The sequence below is a fragment of the Streptomyces sp. S3(2020) genome, assembly GCF_013044505.1.
GTDB lineage: Bacteria > Actinomycetota > Actinomycetes > Streptomycetales > Streptomycetaceae > Streptomyces.
Map to the genome: position 1 here is coordinate 1 of NZ_JABERD010000034.1, position 17,323 is coordinate 17,323.

17 protein-coding genes are annotated in these 17,323 nt (G+C 71.5%); 6 read left to right on the forward strand and 11 right to left on the reverse strand.

The window, feature by feature from the left end; genetic code table 11:
* Positions 1-119: 119 nt before the first annotated feature.
* A complete protein-coding gene (locus HLK59_RS13905) occupies positions 120-2,459 on the reverse strand; it encodes an FHA domain-containing protein (RefSeq protein WP_171141707.1) in 2,340 nt (779 codons plus the stop codon).
* Between the two features lie 52 nt (positions 2,460-2,511).
* On the reverse strand, positions 2,512-2,922 hold the full coding sequence (locus HLK59_RS13910) for a hypothetical protein (protein ID WP_171141708.1): 411 nt from the start codon (positions 2,920-2,922) through the stop codon (positions 2,512-2,514).
* A gap of 346 nt (positions 2,923-3,268) precedes the next feature.
* Between HLK59_RS13910 and HLK59_RS13915 the strand changes: the two genes are divergently transcribed.
* Together HLK59_RS13915 and HLK59_RS13920 are read left to right on the forward strand one after the other, a co-directional pair.
* A complete protein-coding gene (locus HLK59_RS13915; RefSeq protein ID WP_171141709.1) occupies positions 3,269-3,652 on the forward strand; it encodes a nuclear transport factor 2 family protein in 384 nt (127 codons plus the stop codon).
* Positions 3,653-3,714: 62 nt separating this feature from the next.
* A complete protein-coding gene (locus tag HLK59_RS13920) occupies positions 3,715-4,002 on the forward strand; it encodes a DUF1905 domain-containing protein (protein WP_171141710.1) in 288 nt (95 codons plus the stop codon).
* Here HLK59_RS13920 and mgrA read toward each other — a convergent pair.
* Positions 3,992-4,987 carry an L-glyceraldehyde 3-phosphate reductase gene (mgrA, locus tag HLK59_RS13925; protein WP_171141711.1) on the reverse strand — a complete coding sequence of 332 codons (996 nt, stop codon included), beginning with the start codon at positions 4,985-4,987 and terminating at the stop codon, positions 3,992-3,994. The genes HLK59_RS13920 and mgrA overlap by 11 nt on opposite strands.
* Positions 4,988-5,146: 159 nt before the next feature.
* Between mgrA and HLK59_RS13930 the strand changes: the two genes are divergently transcribed.
* The 3 genes from HLK59_RS13930 (at position 5,147) to HLK59_RS13940 (ending at position 8,169) form a co-directional block, all read left to right on the forward strand.
* Positions 5,147-6,064, forward strand: a complete 918-nt coding sequence (locus HLK59_RS13930) for a LysR substrate-binding domain-containing protein (protein WP_171141712.1) — start codon at positions 5,147-5,149, stop codon at positions 6,062-6,064.
* Positions 6,065-6,131: 67 nt separating this feature from the next.
* Positions 6,132-7,631 carry a carotenoid oxygenase family protein gene (locus tag HLK59_RS13935; RefSeq protein WP_171141713.1) on the forward strand — a complete coding sequence of 500 codons (1,500 nt, stop codon included), beginning with the start codon at positions 6,132-6,134 and terminating at the stop codon, positions 7,629-7,631.
* A 28-nt stretch (positions 7,632-7,659) separates the two neighbouring features.
* Complete coding sequence (locus HLK59_RS13940) at positions 7,660-8,169, forward strand: DUF664 domain-containing protein (RefSeq protein WP_171141714.1); 510 nt, start codon at positions 7,660-7,662, stop codon at positions 8,167-8,169.
* Here the strand turns inward: HLK59_RS13940 and HLK59_RS13945 are convergent.
* Complete coding sequence (locus HLK59_RS13945) at positions 8,157-9,221, reverse strand: adenosine deaminase (protein WP_171141715.1); 1,065 nt, start codon at positions 9,219-9,221, stop codon at positions 8,157-8,159. The genes HLK59_RS13940 and HLK59_RS13945 overlap by 13 nt on opposite strands.
* A 98-nt stretch (positions 9,222-9,319) precedes the next feature.
* Positions 9,320-9,715: a VOC family protein gene (locus HLK59_RS13950; protein WP_171141716.1), complete on the reverse strand. Its 396-nt coding sequence runs from the start codon at positions 9,713-9,715 to the stop codon at positions 9,320-9,322.
* A gap of 150 nt (positions 9,716-9,865) precedes the next feature.
* On the opposite strand from HLK59_RS13950, the gene HLK59_RS13955 reads away from it, so the two are divergent.
* A complete protein-coding gene (locus HLK59_RS13955; protein ID WP_171141717.1) occupies positions 9,866-10,324 on the forward strand; it encodes a pyridoxamine 5'-phosphate oxidase family protein in 459 nt (152 codons plus the stop codon).
* 25 nt (positions 10,325-10,349) lie between these two features.
* Here the strand turns inward: HLK59_RS13955 and HLK59_RS13960 are convergent, their stop codons facing one another.
* The 6 genes from HLK59_RS13960 to HLK59_RS13985 form a co-directional block, all read right to left on the reverse strand.
* A complete protein-coding gene (locus HLK59_RS13960; RefSeq protein ID WP_171141718.1) occupies positions 10,350-11,243 on the reverse strand; it encodes an aldo/keto reductase in 894 nt (297 codons plus the stop codon).
* A gap of 55 nt (positions 11,244-11,298) precedes the next feature.
* Positions 11,299-13,653, reverse strand: a complete 2,355-nt coding sequence (locus tag HLK59_RS13965; protein ID WP_171141719.1) for a phosphoketolase family protein — start codon at positions 13,651-13,653, stop codon at positions 11,299-11,301.
* A gap of 165 nt (positions 13,654-13,818) precedes the next feature.
* The gene (locus tag HLK59_RS13970; protein ID WP_171141720.1) at positions 13,819-14,340 is read right to left on the reverse strand and encodes a hypothetical protein; all 522 of its coding nucleotides are present in this window, start codon (positions 14,338-14,340) and stop codon (positions 13,819-13,821) included.
* A 380-nt stretch (positions 14,341-14,720) separates the two neighbouring features.
* Complete coding sequence (locus tag HLK59_RS13975) at positions 14,721-15,383, reverse strand: hypothetical protein (RefSeq protein WP_171141721.1); 663 nt, start codon at positions 15,381-15,383, stop codon at positions 14,721-14,723.
* A gap of 25 nt (positions 15,384-15,408) precedes the next feature.
* A complete protein-coding gene (locus tag HLK59_RS13980; protein ID WP_171141722.1) occupies positions 15,409-16,731 on the reverse strand; it encodes an aldehyde dehydrogenase family protein in 1,323 nt (440 codons plus the stop codon).
* A gap of 123 nt (positions 16,732-16,854) precedes the next feature.
* Complete coding sequence (locus HLK59_RS13985; RefSeq protein WP_171141723.1) at positions 16,855-17,292, reverse strand: MarR family transcriptional regulator; 438 nt, start codon at positions 17,290-17,292, stop codon at positions 16,855-16,857.
* Positions 17,293-17,323: the final 31 nt, after the last annotated feature.

Consider the following 17,323-nt stretch of genomic DNA (forward strand, 5'->3'; position numbering starts at 1 on the left):
ACGGCCCACCCACGTCGTCCCCCAGCACGGCATGCCGTGCTGGGGGACGACGTGGGTGGGCCGGAAGCCGGGGGTCGCCATCACGGCCTCCCGTGGACCTGGGTCGCCATCGCGCGCGCCTACTTCCGCAGTACGGCCGGTTCGTGCCGGCGCAGCAGCCGGGACACGACGTAGCCGAAGAGGACCGACAGCACGACGAGCATGGCCACGTTGAGCAGCCACACCCCCGCCGAGTGCCGGAACAGCGGGTCCCCCGTCAGCTCGCCGGGCACGATCCGGGCGAGCCCGACGGTGCCGGCCATCGCGCCGAGCGCCCATCGTGAGGGCACCAGCCAGGACAGCTGTTCCAGGCCCGGCACCCCGTCGAGTTTCAGCAGGGCGCCGCAGAACACCACTTGGACGATGGCGAGCAGGACCAGCAGCGGCATCGTCACCTCCTCCTTGCGCACCAGCGCGGAGACCAGCAGGCCGAGCATCATCGCCGTGAACGCCAGCAGGGCGACGGCGACGGTGATCTCGACAAGGGGCGGCATCAACACGCCTTCGCCGCCCGGCGCGTTGAGGTCGACGCCGAACAGGGCGACCAGGGTCAGCACGACCGCCTGGAGCACGGTGATCGTGCCGAGGACGACGACCTTGGAGAACAGATAGGCCGATCTGGACAGGCCCACGGCCCGCTCCCGCTGGTAGATCACCCGTTCCTTGACCAGTTCGCGCACGGCGTTGGCCGCTCCCGTGAGCACGCCGCCGACACACAGGATCAGCAGCGCGTTCATCGCCGTCTCCTGCGTCAGCTTGCTGCCGGCCAGGGCGCGGGCCATCGCGCCCATCACGAACGGCAGGGCGATCATGATGACCAGGAAGGTGCGGTCGGCACTCAGTGCCGTGGCGTAGCGGCGGATCAGGGTGCCGAGCTGGGCGCCGCGGCTGCGGGGCCTGGGCGGCGGGGCGATGACGACCGGTCCGGATCTGGGCACCCGGGGCTGCCCGGTCGCCTCCGAGACGTACTGCCGGTGCAGGGGCGAGGTGCGGAACTCTCCCGCCCAGTCCCGGCCCTGGTCCCGCTCGAAGGCCTCGAAGGCCTCCGGCCACTGCTCGTAGCCGAAGTAGGCGAGGGTGTCCTCGGGCGGGCCGTAGTAGGCGATCCGCCCGCCGGGGGCGAGGACGAGGAGCCGGTCGCAGACGTCGAGGCTGAGGACGCTGTGGGTGACGACGATGACGGTGCGGCCGTCGTCGGCGAGGCCGCGCAGCATGTGCATCACCGAGCGGTCCATGCCGGGGTCGAGGCCCGAGGTCGGCTCGTCGAGGAAGAGGAGCGAGGGTTTGGTGAGCAGTTCCAGGGCGACGCTGACGCGTTTGCGCTGGCCGCCGGAGAGGCTGTGCACGGGCTGGTCGGCGCGCTGTTCCAGGCCCAGTTCGCGGATGACCTCCTCCACCCTGGCCTGCCGTTCGGCCTTGGCGGTGTCCTGCGGGAAGCGCAGTTCGGCGGCGTAGGACAGCGCGGCGCGGACGGTGAGCTGGGCGTGCAGGATGTCGTCCTGCGGGACGAGGCCGATGCGCTGGCGCAGTTCGGCGTAGTCGCGGTACAGATCGCGGCCGTCGTAGAGGACGGTGCCGTGGTCGGCGGGGCGCTGGCCGGTGAGGGCGCCCAGGAGGGTGGACTTGCCCGCGCCGCTCGGGCCTACGACCGCGAGCAGGCACTTCTCCCCCACCGGGAACGACACTTGGTCGAGGAGTGTCTTGCGGCCGCGGTCGACGGCGACGCTCAGATCCTGGACGTCGAGGGAGACCTCGCCGGTGTCGACGTACTCCTGGAGCTCGTCGCCGACCAGGCAGAACGCCGAGTGGCCGATGCCGACCACGTCTCCGGGACCGAGCGGGGCACGGGTGACGGGGCCGCCGTTGAGGTAGGTGCCGTTGTGGCTGCCCAGGTCGACGATCTCGTACGTGCCGTCGGGGTGGGCGCGCAGTTCGGCGTGCCGGCGGGAGACGACGAGGTCGTCGATGACGAGGTCGTTGTCGGCGGCGCGGCCGATGCGGACGGTCCGGGAGGGCAGCGGACGGACGGTGGTGGGCTGCCGGAAGGTGCCGGTGAGACCGGGCATCGACACGGCCGAGGGGCGTTCCGGTGGCGCCGGCGCCGTACTGGTCAGCACCGCCCTGGGGCCGTCGGCGGGGCTCCCGAAGCGGATCACACTGCCCGGGCCGACACTCCACTCCTCGACACGGCGGCCGTCGGTGTAGGTGCCGTTCGTGCTGTGCTCGTCCTCCAGGGTCCAGTGGTCGGCCTCGGGCCGCAGCACCGCGTGGTGCCAGGAGACCCGGGCGTCGTCGATCACGATGTCGCTCGATGGATCGCGCCCGACGTGGTAGTCGCGGCCCGGACTCATCACCGTGGAGCCCGTCTCGGTCTCCAGGACGAGTTCAGGCGCGGTCGGAGCGTTCGGCCGCTCTGCCATGCCGAAATTCTACCGATTCGCCCACATGTGCGCCCGGCGTCGCTCCAGGGGCTCACCCCACGGAGACGACCAGCGCCGGAATCGTCCGCTGCATCCGCAGGGCGTCCACCGACTCGGCGAGCAGCTCGTACTCGGTGGTCTCGTCGCTGGTGGCGATCCTGATCAGCCGTCCGGCCGCCAACTCGTCGGCGACCAGCTCCTGTTGGGCGTCGTCCCCACACCAGGCGCGCAGCACGGCGGGCACATCGGGCACGGTGTCGGCGACCGGGACGAGCGCGCCCGCCGGTAAGTGCTCGGCGTCGGGCTGCGGGTCGAGCCGCTCGGCGATCCAGGCGGCGCGGTCGCGCAGCCACCAGAGCGCCAGCGCGAGGGTGGGAGCCCGGTAGCTGCCCAGGGGTACGCCGATACGTTTCCCCTCGCACGTTCCGTACGCGGTGACATGGCACAGGAATTCGTCGTGCACGTTCACTCCCCCGGTGCGTAGTGCGCCTCTCGGCTTGCCTCGCTTTCGGTGCGGCTCTCGTGCTGCGGACATCGCGGCTCATGTGCGGTGCGTGATGACACCCTCGCAGGATGTGAATGCCCTGTCAGATGAGTATGTTCACTACTGAAACACTGTCACCACAACTTTCCGGCCAGTCTCCTGGCATATTCACCAGGAGAGTTGGCCGAAATGCGGCGGCCGATGGCATTACCCCGGGGGTAATCGACGGTCCGCTTTGCGACGGGCAAGGTTGCGGTACCGGGTCACCACATCCGGGGCCCGGGTCCTGACCAGCAGATACGACCTCGACGGAGGCTGATTTCGCATGCCCGCCACCACCGACCGTTACGAGAGTGCCGTCGCCCGCTACTTCGAGGCCTGGAACGCCAACGACCGGGAGACCCTGGCCAAAGCGGTGGCCGCCGCCTGGGCTCCGGACGGCACCTACACCGACCCCCTGGCCGACGTGGGCGGCCATGAGCAGATCGCCGCGGTGATCGCGGCGGCGCACGCGCAGTTCCCGGGGTTCGTCTTCTACCCCACCGCGGTCGTGGACGGCCATCACGACACCGTGCGCTTCTCCTGGGAGCTGGTGAACGAGGCCGACGGCAGCGCGCCCGTCGCGGGCTTCGACGTGATCGCGCTGGACGAGAAGGGCCGTATCCGCTCGGTGTACGGATTTCTGGACCGGGTGCCCGCCGGGGCGTGATGAGTTTTCGCGCTCGCGGTGGTCTCTTGAAGGGAGACCACCGCGACCGAAGGGCGAGCGTCATGAGTACGACCGAGAAGCTGGACCGGCAGTTCACCGCCGAGCTGGTCAAGAGCCCCGCCGAAGGGGGCTGGACCTATCTCGTGTGGCCCGAGTCCGCCGTGTTCTTCGGGACCCGCGGCCTGGTCAAGGTCAGCGGGACCATCGACGGACATCCGTTCCGCAGCTCCTTCATGGCCCTGGGCGACGGCAGGCACAAGCTGCCCGTGAAGGCCGAGGTCCGCAGGGCCATCGGGAAGGAGGCGGGCGACACCGTGACCGTCCGCCTCCAGGAGCGGCTTACTTCTTGAGCACGGCGTCGATACGGGCCAGCTCGTCCGCGTCGAAGTCGAGGTTGCGGATGGTGCCGACGCTGTCCTCGATCTGCTGCGGGCTGCTCGCGCCGACGAGGGCGGAGGTCACCCGGCCGCCGCGCAGCACCCAGGCCAGGGCCAGCTGGGCCAGGGTCTGGCCGCGGGACTCGGCGATGTCGTTCAGCTCGCGCAGCTGGGCGACCAGGTCCTCGGTGAGCGCGTCGGAGTTCAGGAACGGGCTGTCGCTCGCGGCCCGCGAGTCCTCCGGGATGCCGTCGAGGTAGCGGCCGGTGAGCAGGCCCTGCTCCAGCGGGGAGAACACGATCGAGCCGACCTGGAGCTCGTCCAGGGCGTCCAGGAGGCCCTCGTCCTCGGGGCGCCGGTCGAGCATCGAGTAGCGCGGCTGGTGGATGAGGAGCGGGGTGCCGAGCTCCCCGAGGATCCGGGCGGCCTCGCGGGTCTGCTCCGCGGAGTAGTTGGAGACACCGACGTAGAGCGCCTTGCCCTGCTGCACGGCCGAGTGCAGGGCGCCCATCGTCTCCTCCAACGGAGTCTCGGGGTCGGGCCGGTGCGAGTAGAAGACGTCGACGTAGTCCAGGCCCATCCGGGTCAGGCTCTGGTCCAGCGAGGACAGCAGGTACTTGCGGGAGCCCCACTCGCCGTACGGGCCGGGCCACATCAGATAGCCGGCCTTGGTGGAGATGATCAGCTCGTCGCGGTAGGCGGCGAGGTCGGACTTCAGGGCCTCGCCGAAGGCGGACTCGGCGGCGCCGGGGGGCGGGCCGTAGTTGTTGGCCAGGTCGAAGTGGGTGACCCCGAGGTCGAAGGCGCGGCGCAGGATCGCGCGCTGCGTCTCCACGGTGCGGTCCGCCGGGCCGAAGTTGTGCCACAGGCCGAGCGAGATCGCGGGAAGCTTCAGGCCGCTGCGTCCGGTGCGCCGGTAGGGCATGTCCGTGTAGCGGTCGGGGTGTGCGGTGTACAACGCGACTCCAGAGGGGTTGGCACGGTTTCCTGAGAACCACGGTTTCCTGAGAACCGGTGTCCACTACCGCCCTCCACTCTTTCGCGACCTGGGGGCATTGGTCCAACAGAAGAATCCGATGGAATTCAGCGGACAGGTTTCTGAGTAGGCTTCTGCGTCATGGAACTCCGACATCTCCAGCACTTCGTCGCGGTCGCCGAGGACCAGCACTTCACCCGGGCGGCCGAGCGACTGCTGGTGTCCCAGTCGGGGCTCTCGGCCTCGATCCGGGCACTGGAGCGGGAGCTGCAGACGCCGTTGTTCGTGCGGACCACCCGGCGGGTGACGCTCACACCCGCGGGCCGGGCGCTGCTGGGCGAGGCGGAGCGCGTCCTCGCGCAGGTGCGGGCGGCCCATGAGGCGGTGGCCGCGGTGCAGGGCGTGCTGCGCGGGATGCTCGCGCTCGGGTCGGAGCAGTGCATCGCCGGGGTGCATGTGGCCGGGCTGCTGGCCACGTTCCGGCGACGGCACCCGGACGTGGAGATCTGTCTGCGGCAGGCCGGCTCCGGCGCGCTCGCCGAGGAGGTCGCCGCCGGACGCCTCGACCTGGCCTTCGCGGTGCGGACGGCCCAGGAGGACACCGACCAGCTGAGGGTCGTACCGCTGGCCGGTGAGCCGATGACCGTGCTGTGCCACCCGGACCACCGGCTCGCGCGCGCCGGGGCGGCCGTGACTCCGGAGGACCTCGGCGGCGAGGTCTTCGTCGACTTCCATCCGGACTGGGGCCCGCGCCGCACCACCGACGCCGCGTTCGCCGCGGCGGGCGTACGGCGGGCGGTCGCGCTGGAGGTGAACGACGTGCACAGCCTCCTCGACCTGGTCGACGAGAACCTGGGCGTCGCCGTCGTCCCGCGCCACTTCCGGCACAAGCGCCCGTCGCTGACCGCGCTCCCCGTGAAGGGCACCGGGGAGACCGTGTACGAGACGGTCGCCCTGCTGCCGCCCGAGCAGGCCACCAGCCCGGCCGCGCGGGCGCTGATGGAACTGCTGGAAACAGGGGGCGTAGGTACACCCCGGGACGGGGTCCACCCCTCCTGACCGGGCCCGTCCGCCACCGCAGACTCGTGACCGTCCCTCACGACAACTACGGTCAGGAGTACGGGAGATGACGGATCACACACGACGGAACGTGCTGCGCGGCACGGCGGCTATCGCGGCGGCGGGCGGACTGGTCGGCACCGGAGCGGGGGCGGGTTCGCGGGCGGTCGCCGCGGCTCCCCAGGTGCCCACCGCGCGGCGCTTCCCCTTCCTGGAGGGCGCGTTCGAGCCGGTCACGGAGGAACTGACGGCCTTCGACCTGCCGGTCACCGGCCGCGTCCCCCACGATCTGAACGGCCGCTATCTGCGCAACGGCCCCAACGTCCTGGGCCTGGAGGACCCGCGCGCCCACCACTGGATGCTCGGCGACGGCATGGTGCACGGCGTCCGGCTGCGCGACGGCCGCGCCGAGTGGTACCGCAACCGCTGGGTGCGCTCCTCCCAGGTGGCGAGGAAACTCGGCGAGCCCTACCCGCGTCCGGTGCCGCCGGACGACTTCCCGTGCAACACCCATGTGATCCCCTACCGGGGGCGGATCCTCACGCTCCAGGAGAGCGGACCGCTGCCGTACGAACTCGACGACGAGCTCGGCACCGTCGGCACGTACGACTTCCGGGGCACCCTGAAGGGCCCGCTCACCGCGCACACCAAGTTCGACGTCCACGCCGGTGAACTGCACGCCATCGCCTACTACCCGACCTGGGACCATGTCCGGCACCTGGTGGTCGATCCGACGGGCCGGGTCTCCCGCACCACCAGGATCCCGGTGGCGGACGCGCCGATGATCCACGACTTCGCCCTCACCGAGCACCACGTGATCATCCTCGACATGCCGGTCACCTTCGACCCGGCGGCGGCCGAGCGCGGGGACATCGTCCCGTACGTCTGGAACGACGAGCACCCGGCCCGGGTCGGAGTGCTGCCGCGCGAGGGCGGTGCGGTCCGCTGGTTCGAGGTCGACCCGGTCTACTACTCGCACACCCTCAACGCGTACGAGGAGGGCACGGACATCGTCGTCGACACGACGAACTTCGACGCCCCCTTCCTCGTCGCGGGCAACGGCTCGGGCGGCCCCTACAGCACGGGCACCCCCAGGCTCGACCGCTGGACGATCGACCTGCGCCACGGCCGGGTGCGGACCCGGACCCTCGACGACCGCCCACAGGAATTCCCGCGCGTGAACGAGGCGTTGGTGTCCCGCAGGCACCGCTACGGCTACGCGGCGGCATCAGCGGAGATGACGGTGGCCTACATGGCGGTCGACGGCAACCCGCCCGACCGGGCGTTCGGCAACGCGCTCATCAAGCAGGACCTGCTGCGCGGCACGACCCAGGTCCACCGGCTGCCGCGCGGAGCGGCCGCGAGCGAGGCCGTGTTCGTACCGCGCGAACACAGCGCGGCCGAGGACGACGGGTACGCGATCGCCTACGTCCACGATCCCGATCGCGGCGCTTCCGACCTGGTGATCCTCGCCGCGCAGGACTTCACCGGCGAGCCGGTGGCCCGGATCCACCTGCCGGGCCGGGTACCGCTGGGGTTCCACGGGAGCTGGATTCCGGACGCGTGAGACGCCCGGGTGCGCGATGGTGGACGGTATGCATGCAAAGGACATCCTCATCGACGGTTTCAGCCGCATCCAGGAAGAAGTCCATACCGCCGTCGAGGGCCTGACCCCCGACGACCTCAACCATCGCCTGCGCCCCGACGCCAACTCCATCACCTGGCTGGTCTGGCACCTCACCCGCATCCAGGACGACCACCTGGCCGACGCCTTCGGACTCGACCAGGTGTGGCTGACCCAGGAGTGGGAGAAGCGCTTCGGCCTCGACCTGCCGCCCCGCGACCACGGGTACGGTCACACCTCCGCGCAGGTCGCGAAGGTGCGGGTCGACTCCCCCGAGCTGCTGACCGGTTATTACGACGCCGTCCACGCGCAGAGTCTGGAGGCGCTGCGCGGGGTGAGCGCGGCGGACCTGGAACGGGTCGTGGACACGAACTGGGATCCGCCGGTCACGATGGGCGTCCGCCTGGTCAGCGTCCTGGCCGACGATCTGGAACACGTCGGCCAGGCCGCGTATCTCCGGGGGCTGCGTCAGAGCGCGTAGCCCGGCAGGACGACGTCCTCGATGAGGGCCTCGCGCTCGTCGAACGGGATGAACGCGCTCTTGAGGGCGTTCACCGTGACCGTGCGCAGGTCCTCGACCGTCCAGCCCGCCTCCTGGACCAGCAGGGACATCTCGCGGGTCATCGTCGTACCGGACACCAGACGGTTGTCGGTGTTGAGGGTGACGCGGAAGCCGAGGTCCTTCAGGGCCGTGATCGGGTGCTCGGCGATCGAGGTGGCGGCGCCGGTCTGGAGGTTGGAGGTGGGGCACATCTCCAGGGCGATCCGGCGGTCACGGACCCAGCCCGCGAGCCGGCCGAGCTTGCCGTCCACGATGTCCTCGGTGATCCGGACGCCATGGCCGATGCGCTGGGCGCCGCAGACCTGGAGGGCCTGGTGGATGCTGGGCAGACCGTGGGCCTCCCCGGCGTGGATGGTGAACGGGACGCTCTCGCGGCGCAGGTGCTCGAAGGCGGCGAGGTGGTCGGCGGGCGGGAAGCCGTCCTCGGCGCCGGCGATGTCGAAGCCGACGACGCCCGCGTCACGGAAGGCGACGGCGAGGTCCGCCGCTTCGGCGACACGGTCGAACATACGCATGCCGCAGAGCAGGGTGCCGACGCGGACCGGGGTCCCGGCGGCCGCCGCCTTGGCCATACCGGCGGCGAGGCCCTCCTGGACGGTCTCGACGACCTCGCTCATCGCGAGCCCGCCCTGGGTGTTCAGCTCGGGGGCGTAGCGCACCTCGCCGTACACGACACCGTCCGCGGCCAGGTCGAGGACGTACTCCTCGGCGGTGCGCAGCAGGCCCTCGCGGCTCTGCATCACGGCGAGGGTGTGCTCGAAGGTGGCTATGTAACGCACCAGGTCGCCGGAGTTCGCGGCGTCGTAGTACCAGGCGGCCAGCTCGTCCGGGTCGGTGGTGGGCAGGGTGTGGCCGACCGCGTCCGCGAGCTCCACCACGGTGGCGGGGCGCAGGCCGCCGTCGAGGTGGTCGTGCAGCACGGCCTTGGGCAGCCGACGGATGGCTTCGATGTCTACGCGCGTAGCAGTCATGGTGCGTCTTTCCTTGGCAGGACGGGGCGGTACGGCGGGGCGGTGCGGTACTACGGGTGCGGCGGGGGCGGTGCGGTACGGCGAGTGTGGTGCGGTCCTCAGTCGGCGGGCTGGAGCAGGTCCCAGCGGTTGCCGTACAGGTCCTGGAACACGGCCACCGAGCCGTAGGGCTCGTGGCGCGGCTCCTCCAGGAAGGTCACACCGGCGGCGCTCATCCGGGCGTGGTCGCGGGCGAAGTCGTCGGTGTGCAGGAAGAAGCCGACGCGCCCGCCGGTCTGGTCGCCGACCCGGCCGCGCTGGGCCTCGCTCTTGGCACGGGCCAGGAGCAGACCGGTACCCCCGCCCTGTCCCGGCCCCGGCTCCACGACGACCCAGCGGGAGCCGTCGGGGCGCGGGGCGTCCTCGGCGAGCCGGAAGCCGAGGGCCTCGGTGTAGAAGCGGATCGCCTCGTCGTAGTCGTCGACGACGAGGGTGACCAGGGCGATGCGTCTCATCGGGGCCTTTCGGAGGGCGCGGTTAGCGGAAGAGGTTATACGTAAAACGTGCCGGGCGCCAGTCCCGCTCGGACCTAGGGCGGACGTCCGAGCCGGAGCGGGCCTCTGGACCGAGGCGGGGCCGGCCGCCGGATCGCTACCGTCCGGGTCATGAAGATCGACGAGCCTGCGCGCAGTGGTCGGGAACGCAGACGGGACGTGCTGGCGCGACTGGAGCGGGAGGCCGACATCTGGGTGGCCTCGGCGGACGCCGACGGGCTGCCGTGCATGGTCCCGCTCTGGTTCGTCTGGCACGCCGAGGCCGTATGGCTGGCCACCCGGCTGACCAACCCGACCGGCCGCAATCTGCGGGACCGGCGGCGGGCACGGCTGGCGTTCGCGGACACCCGGGACGTGGTGCTCCTGGACGGTTCCGTCGAGACGCACCCCGTCCAGGAGGTGCCGGTCGCGGCGGCGGAGGCGTTCCTCGCGAAACACGGGTGGGATCCGCGGGAGGACAGCCCGTCGTACGCCTTCTTCGAGGTGCGGCCCTGCGCGGTGCAGGCATGGCACGAGGTGCGGGAGCTGCCGGGTCGGCACATCATGCGGGACGGGGAGTGGGTCGTGTAGGGCCCCGCTGCCGGAGCCGGGCGGATCAGCCTGCCTTGGTGCGGGTCGAGTCTAGGCGGGTCAGCTCGTCGTCGGTCAGCCGGATCGCACCGGCCGCCACGTTGTCGACGAGGTGGTCGGGGTTCCCGGTGCCGGGAATGGCCAGCACGTGCGGGCCCTGGTGCAGTGTCCAGGCGATACGGACCTGCGCGGGGCTCGCGCCGTGCGCCCGCGCGACGGCCGTCACCGCCTCGTCGTGGTCCGTGGTCGCGCCCCGTTCGCCCGCGACGCCTGCCACCGCGTAGAACGGGACGTAGGCGATGCCCTGCTCGCCGCAGATACGCAGGAGTTCGTCGGGGTGGTCCAGGGCGTAGCGGTTCTGGACGCTCACCACGGGGGCGATGGCCTGCGCTTCGGCGAGGTGGCGGGGTTCGACGGACGAGATGCCCAGGTGGCGGATCAGTCCGGCCTCGCGCAGCTCGGCCAGCGCGCCGAAGTGCTCGGCGATCGAGTCCTGGCGCATGCGGCGCAGATACACCAGGTCCAGGTGGTCCCGGCCCAACTGGCGCAGGTTCTCCTCGACATGGCCGCGGAGGTCCTCGGGGCGGGCCGAGGTGCCCCACTCCCCCGTGCAGTCACGGAAGGGGCCCACCTTGGCGGCGACGACCAGGCCGTCGGGGTACGGGGCCAGCGCGGTGTTGATCAGCTCGTTGGCGGAGCGCAGCGACGAGAAGTAGAAGGCCGCCGTGTCGATGTGGTCGACACCGAGCTCGATCGCCCTGCGCAGTACGGCGATCGACCGTTGCCGGTCGCTCGGCGTGCCGTGGTGGAAGGCGGCGCTGCCCGTCAGCCGCATCGCGCCGAGGCCGAGGCGGTTGACGGTCAGGTCGCCCAGTTTCCAGGTGCCCGCGGCATCCGCGGTGATCGTTTCGGAGGTCATCAGCGGAGTGTCACACAGGGACCGCCGGTGGACGGTCCCTTTGCGGACTCATGGATCAGCCGTCCCAGGTCCAGTCCGCCACCTCCGGGAGGTCCGTGCCGTGTTCGCGGATCCATGCGTGGTGACGCAGCCGGACGTCCTCCATCGACTGGCGTACGGCCGCCGCGCGTACCGCGAGGCCCGGAACGCGGTCGATGACGTCCATGACCAGGCGGTAGCGGTCCAGGTCGTTGCGGACGAGCATGTCGAAGGGCGTGGTCGTGGTGCCGATCTCCTTGTAGCCGCGGACATGGAGACGCGGGTGGCCCGCACGGCGGTAGGCCAGACGGTGGATGAGCCAGGGGTAGCCGTGGTAGGCGAAGATCACCGGCCGGTCGGCGGTGAACAGTCCGTCGTACGCGAAGTCGCTCATCCCGTGCGGGTGTTCGTCGCCCGGCATGAGCCGTGCGATGTCGATGACGTTGACGACGCGCACGGCCAGCCGTGGCAGGTGGCGGCGCAGCAGCTGGGCCGCGGCCAGCACCTCCTGGGTCGGGATGTCGCCGGCGGCCGCGAGGACCACGTCCGGTTCACGGTCGCCGTTCTCCGTGCCGGCCCACTCCCAGATGCCTGCGCCGCGGGCGCAGTGCGCTTCGGCCTGCTCCATCGACAGCCAGTCGTGGCAGGGCTGTTTGCCGGCGACGATCACATTGACGTGGTCGCGGCTGCGCAGCGCGTGGTCGGCGACGGACAGCAGGGTGTTGGCGTCCGGCGGGAAGTAGACCCGGACGACCTCCGGGCTCTTGTTGAGGACGTGGTCGACGAAGCCGGGGTCCTGGTGGGAGAAGCCGTTGTGGTCCTGGCGCCACACGTGCGAGGTCAGCAGGTAGTTGAGGGAGGCGATGGGGGCGCGCCAGGGCAGTCGGCGGGTGACGCGCAGCCATTTGATGTGCTGGTTGACCATCGAGTCGACGATGTGGGCGAACGCCTCGTAGCAGGAGAAGAGTCCGTGGCGGCCGGTGAGCAGGTAGCCCTCCAGCCAGCCCTGGCAGGTGTGTTCGGAGAGGATCTCCATCACCCGGCCGTGCCGGTCGAGGTGTTCGTCGACGTCGAGGGTGCCGGCCTGCCAGGCCTTTCCGGTGGCGGCGTAGACGGCCTGGAGGCGGTTGGACTCGGTCTCGTCGGGGCCGACGATGCGGAAGTCGCGCCGGTCGGCGGTGGCGCGCATGACGTTCTCCAGCAACTCGCCCAGGACGCGGGTGGGTTCGTGGAGGGTGGCGCCGGGTTTGTCGACGGGGACGGCGAACCGTTCGAGGGGCGGCAGGGGCAGGGAGCGCAGGAGCAGGCCGCCGTTGGCGTGCGGGGTGGCGCCGAGCCGGCGCCTGCCTTCGGGGACACATGCCAGGACGTGCGGCTTCGGGCTGCCGTCGTCGTCGAAGAGGTCCTCGGGGCGGTACGAGCGCAGCCACTGCTCCAACTGCCGCAGGTGGTCCGGGTTGTCGCGTACGGCGGCCAGGGGGACTTGGTGAGCGCGCCAGGTGCCTTCCACCGGGAGGCCGTCGACCTCGGCGGGGCCGGTCCAGCCCTTGGGGGTGCGCAGCACGATCATCGGTGGGCGGCCGTGCTCGGCGATGCGGTCGAGCGCGGTGTCCAGGGCGTGGGCCATGGCGCGGTGGACGGTGGCCGGGTCGTCGCCGGTGACGTGGAGGGGGTCGTGGCCGTATCCCCGCAGGAGGGCGTCGAGTTCGTCCTCGGGGATCCGGGCGAGCACCGTCGGGCCCGCGATCTTGTAGCCGTTGAGGTGGAGGATCGGCAGGACGGCGCCGTCGTGTTCGGGGTCGAGGAACTTGTTGGAGTGCCAGGACGCGGCCAGTGGGCCGGTCTCGGCCTCGCCGTCGCCGATGACGCAGGCGACCACCAGGCCGGGGTTGTCGAGCGCGGCGCCGTAGGCGTGCGAGAGGGAGTAGCCGAGCTCGCCGCCCTCGTGGATCGAGCCGGGTGTCTCGGGGGCGACATGGCTCGGCACGCCGCCGGGGAACGAGAACTGGCCGAAGAGGCGGGCCATGCCCTGGGCGTCCCGCGCGATGTCCGGATACGTCTCGCTGTACGAGCCCTCCAGCCAGGAGTTGGCGAGGACGGCGGGGCCGCCGTGTCCCGGGCCCCAGAGGCACAGGGCGTCCAGGTCGCGGGCCTTGATGACGCGGTTGAGGTGGGTGTGGACGAGGTTGAGGCCGGGTGACGTGCCCCAGTGGCCGAGCAGCCGTGGCTTGATGTGCTCGGGGCGAAGGGGCTCGGTCAGCAGCGGGTTGGCCATGAGGTAGATCTGGCCGACGGCGAGGTAGTTCGCGGCCCGCCAGTGGGCGTCCAGGGAGGTCAGTTCCTCGTCCGTGAGGGCGCCGGGCGGGTGCGGGTGGCGGGGGTCGACGGACATGGGTCCCCTTCCGGTCGGGAGTCGCGGTGCGGGTCGACGGTGCCTGCCGTCCACCTTCGTCGCATCACCGGGTACCCGGCATGGGCCTCTTGGGCCAAAGCCGTGGAGCCTTCTACGGGATCTGCTGCCGGATCTGCTGCGGGATCTTTGCGGGATCTGCTGCGGTCAGGGTCGGTCGCCCCGGCTCCGGACCGTCCGCCACCGCGGGGCCTCGTCGTCGGGGACGTCCGGGGAGCCGAAGTGGAACGGCACCCCGAGGTGGTCGGCCAGGTCCCGGCCCGCTCCGGCGGCGACGGCGTTCGGCGGGTCCCCGTCACGGCGGTGGTGGACGGTCGCCAGGTGGCCTTCCCCTGCCGGGTCGTCCAGGACCGCGATCAGCTCCACGAACCAGTCGTGGACGGTGTCGCCGTCCCACACAGCCTCGACGGCGACGACACGGCCGGGCAGCGCCGCCGCACGGGTCGCGAGTGACGTCACGTCGAGCGGATCGGGCGGCCGACGCAGCACGCGGTCGCCGAGAGCCTCGTAGCGGGCCTGGACCACCCGCTCGGCGTCGTGCAGGCCCAGACCCAGTGGCCGCAACGCTTCCCACACGGACTTCACCGCCGTGATCCGTCGGTCGCGCAGCACGTCCGCGTCGACCTCCTGGCGGGTCCGTTCCTCCAGATAGGACCACCAGCCGCTCATGGGGCCACCGGCCGGGATCGAAGGGCGCGCGTCATGGCCGTACGGTACGTCGGTCGGCGACTCGGGAAGCGATCCGGATGCCGTACCCCGTGCGTCCGCTGACCGGTTCGGACTCGACGCGCACGAAGATCTCGAGGGGTGCCGGAAGCGCGGGCGGCTCCGGGTCAGACGCGTGTGCTCGGCGGGGTCGGTCACCACCGAAACCGACAGGTGTGGCAGAGCCGGTCGATGGCTGTCCGGGGCGGGAGCCGCACGCGCTCCTCCCGGTCGGGGGCGCGGAAGCCGTCGTCGGGGTGCGTGTCCCGCTGTGTTCGCCGGGTGTCGGGGGCCGTGCCTCCTGCTCCTGTGGGTCGGGGGTGGGGTTGAGGCGTCTTCGGTGCTCAGGGGGTCGCACGGCCGGAGTAGGGGCGGGCCCGGACCACCGTCACGTCGCTGTGGAGCTCGTCCGGTGGGATGTCCAGGTGGGCCCAGAGCGCGGCGGCGGCGAGGAGGCTGAAGGGGCGGTGCGGGGCGCAGTGCACGTCGGAGGTGAGGTCGGGCAGTCGTTCGGCCAGGGCGCGGGCGGCGGCCTCGGCGTCTGCGGCGTGCGGTCCTGACTGCGAGGGGACGGGTTTTCCGGCGCCGGAGACCAGTGCTTCGGCGAGCAGGAGGCGCGGGCCGCCGGAGGCCGTCCAGCGGTCCGGGCGGGTGGTGGCCGCCGTGCCGGGGAGGATGTCCGCCAGGCGCGCGAGCAGCCACGCCGCCTGGGCAACCCCGGTGGCCAGTACACCGGCGCCCGCTCCGGCCGACCAGGGGCGGTTGCCCTCCCCCGCGCGTGCCCGGCCCAGCTCCTGCCACCCGGCCGGGACCGGTACGGCCATCGGCGCCTCCAGCACGAGCGCGGCACGGCCGTCGGACGCGAGGCCCTCGGCCAGCGCCAGGACCGCCGTCTCCGGGTCGTTCCCCCGATCCGCGAGGGTCGGCGAGGGCGCGTCGACGGCGGCCCAGGCGAATCGGCCGAGGGCCACCGAACCGACGTCCACTCCTACAACACGTGTGTGCATCGCCCCAGTTCAGCACACACCCTGCTCAGCCGAGGGGCTTGTCCAGGACTGCCTTGCGGTGGCTGAACGTCTCGATCGAGTACCGGCCGTGGTAGTTGCCCATGCCGCTCTCCCCCACGCCGCCGAACGGCAGGTCGGAGACGGTCAGGTGGGCCAGGGGGAGGCCGAAGCCGAGACCGCCGGAGGAGGTTTCGGCGGCGAGGCGGTCGCGGGTGTCCTGCGAGGCGGTGAAGACGTACAGGGCGAGGGGCTTGTCGCGGTCGTTGATGAAGTCGATCGCCCCGTCGAGGTCGGGCACGGTGACGATCGGGAGGATCGGGCCGAAGATCTCCTCCCTCATGACGGGCGAGGCGGGGTCGACGTCGGCGAGGACAGTGGGCGCGATGTACTTCGTCGTACGGTCGCTCGCGCCGCCCACGACGACACGCCCCGAGTCGAGCAGCCCGCTCAGCCGGTCGAAGTGCCGTTCGTTGACGATCCGGCCGTACTCGCCGGAGGCCGAGGCGTCGCTGCCGTAGACGGCCTCGACCGCCTTGCGGAACAGGGGCTCCAGGGCCGCGGCGGTCTCCGGGTCGGTGAGGACGTAGTCGGGGGCGACGCAGGTCTGCCCCGCGTTGAGGAACTTGCCGCGGGCCAGCCGGTCGGCGACGACGGAGAGATCGGCGTCCCGGTCGACGAACGCCGGGGACTTGCCGCCGAGTTCGAGGGTGACCGGGGTGAGGTGCTCGGCGGCGGCGCGCATGACGATACGGCCCACCGTGCCGTTGCCGGTGTAGAAGATGTGGTCGAAGCGCTCGGCCAGCAGAGCCGTGGTCTCCGGGATGCCGCCCTCGACGACGGCGAAGGCCTCGGTGTCGAGGAACGCGGGCAGCAGCCGGGCCAGTACGGCGGAGGTGGCCGGGGCCATCTCGCTGGGCTTGACCACGACCGCGTTGCCGGACGCCAGCGCGCCGACCACGGGGGCGAGCAGGAGCTGGGCCGGGTAGTTCCAGGGGGCGATGACGAGGACGACGCCGAGCGGGTCGTACTGCGTCCAGGCGGTGGCGTCGGCGCCGAGGCGCGCGGGGACCGGGGCGGACTCGACGCGCAGCCAGTCCTGGAGGTGGTCGAGGGTGTGGTCGATCTCGCGGATCACGAAGTCGATCTCGGTGCGGTAGGCCTCGGTGGTGCTCTTGCCCAGGTCGGCGTGGAGGGCGGCGGCCAGGTCGGTGCCGTGCTCGGTGAGCATCTCTCGCAGTCGGCCCAGCTGACCGGTGCGCCATTCGACGGGCTTGGTGCGGCCGGTGCGGAAGGTCGCGCGCAGCCGGGCCACGATGTCGGCGGGCTGCTCGGGGGTGGGCTGGTTCACGATGCCTCGCTGGTGCTGCGCGGGCCGCTGGGCACGGCCTCGAACGGTTGGATGTAGTTACCAACCATTTCTACACCCGGATGCATTCCCGCACCACGCGAGCAACTTTGCGCTACGCCGTGATCACACCCGGGTGGACGTGTCGAGCGTGCTCGCCAGCCGGTCCAGCAGGCCGCGCAGCAGCTCGTCGTCGCCGTCGCTGAGCGCGGGCCAGTCCGCGCGGACCGCGCGGTCGACGCGGCGCCAGTACTCCTGGCCGCGCGGGGTGAGGTGGGCGAGGATGCGGCGCCGGTCCAGCGGGTCGACGCGGCGGTGGACGAGGTTCTGGTCGACGAGCTGGTCGACGAGCTTGGTCAGCGTCGGCGGCGGCAGGAAGGCGGACTCGGCTATCGCCGTCATGTGGTGCCCCTGCCCGTCGGCGAGCAGGCCGAGCACCCGCCAGGCGTCGAGCGAGCAGCCCTCCCCGTCCAGGACCGCCTGGAGGCGGCGCGCGGCCAGTCGCTCGGCCCGCGTCAGGAGCTGCACCAGGTCGCGGGGCTGACGCGGAGATGAGGTGGGCATCGCGCTCCTAGGTCACGGGGTGCGTACATCG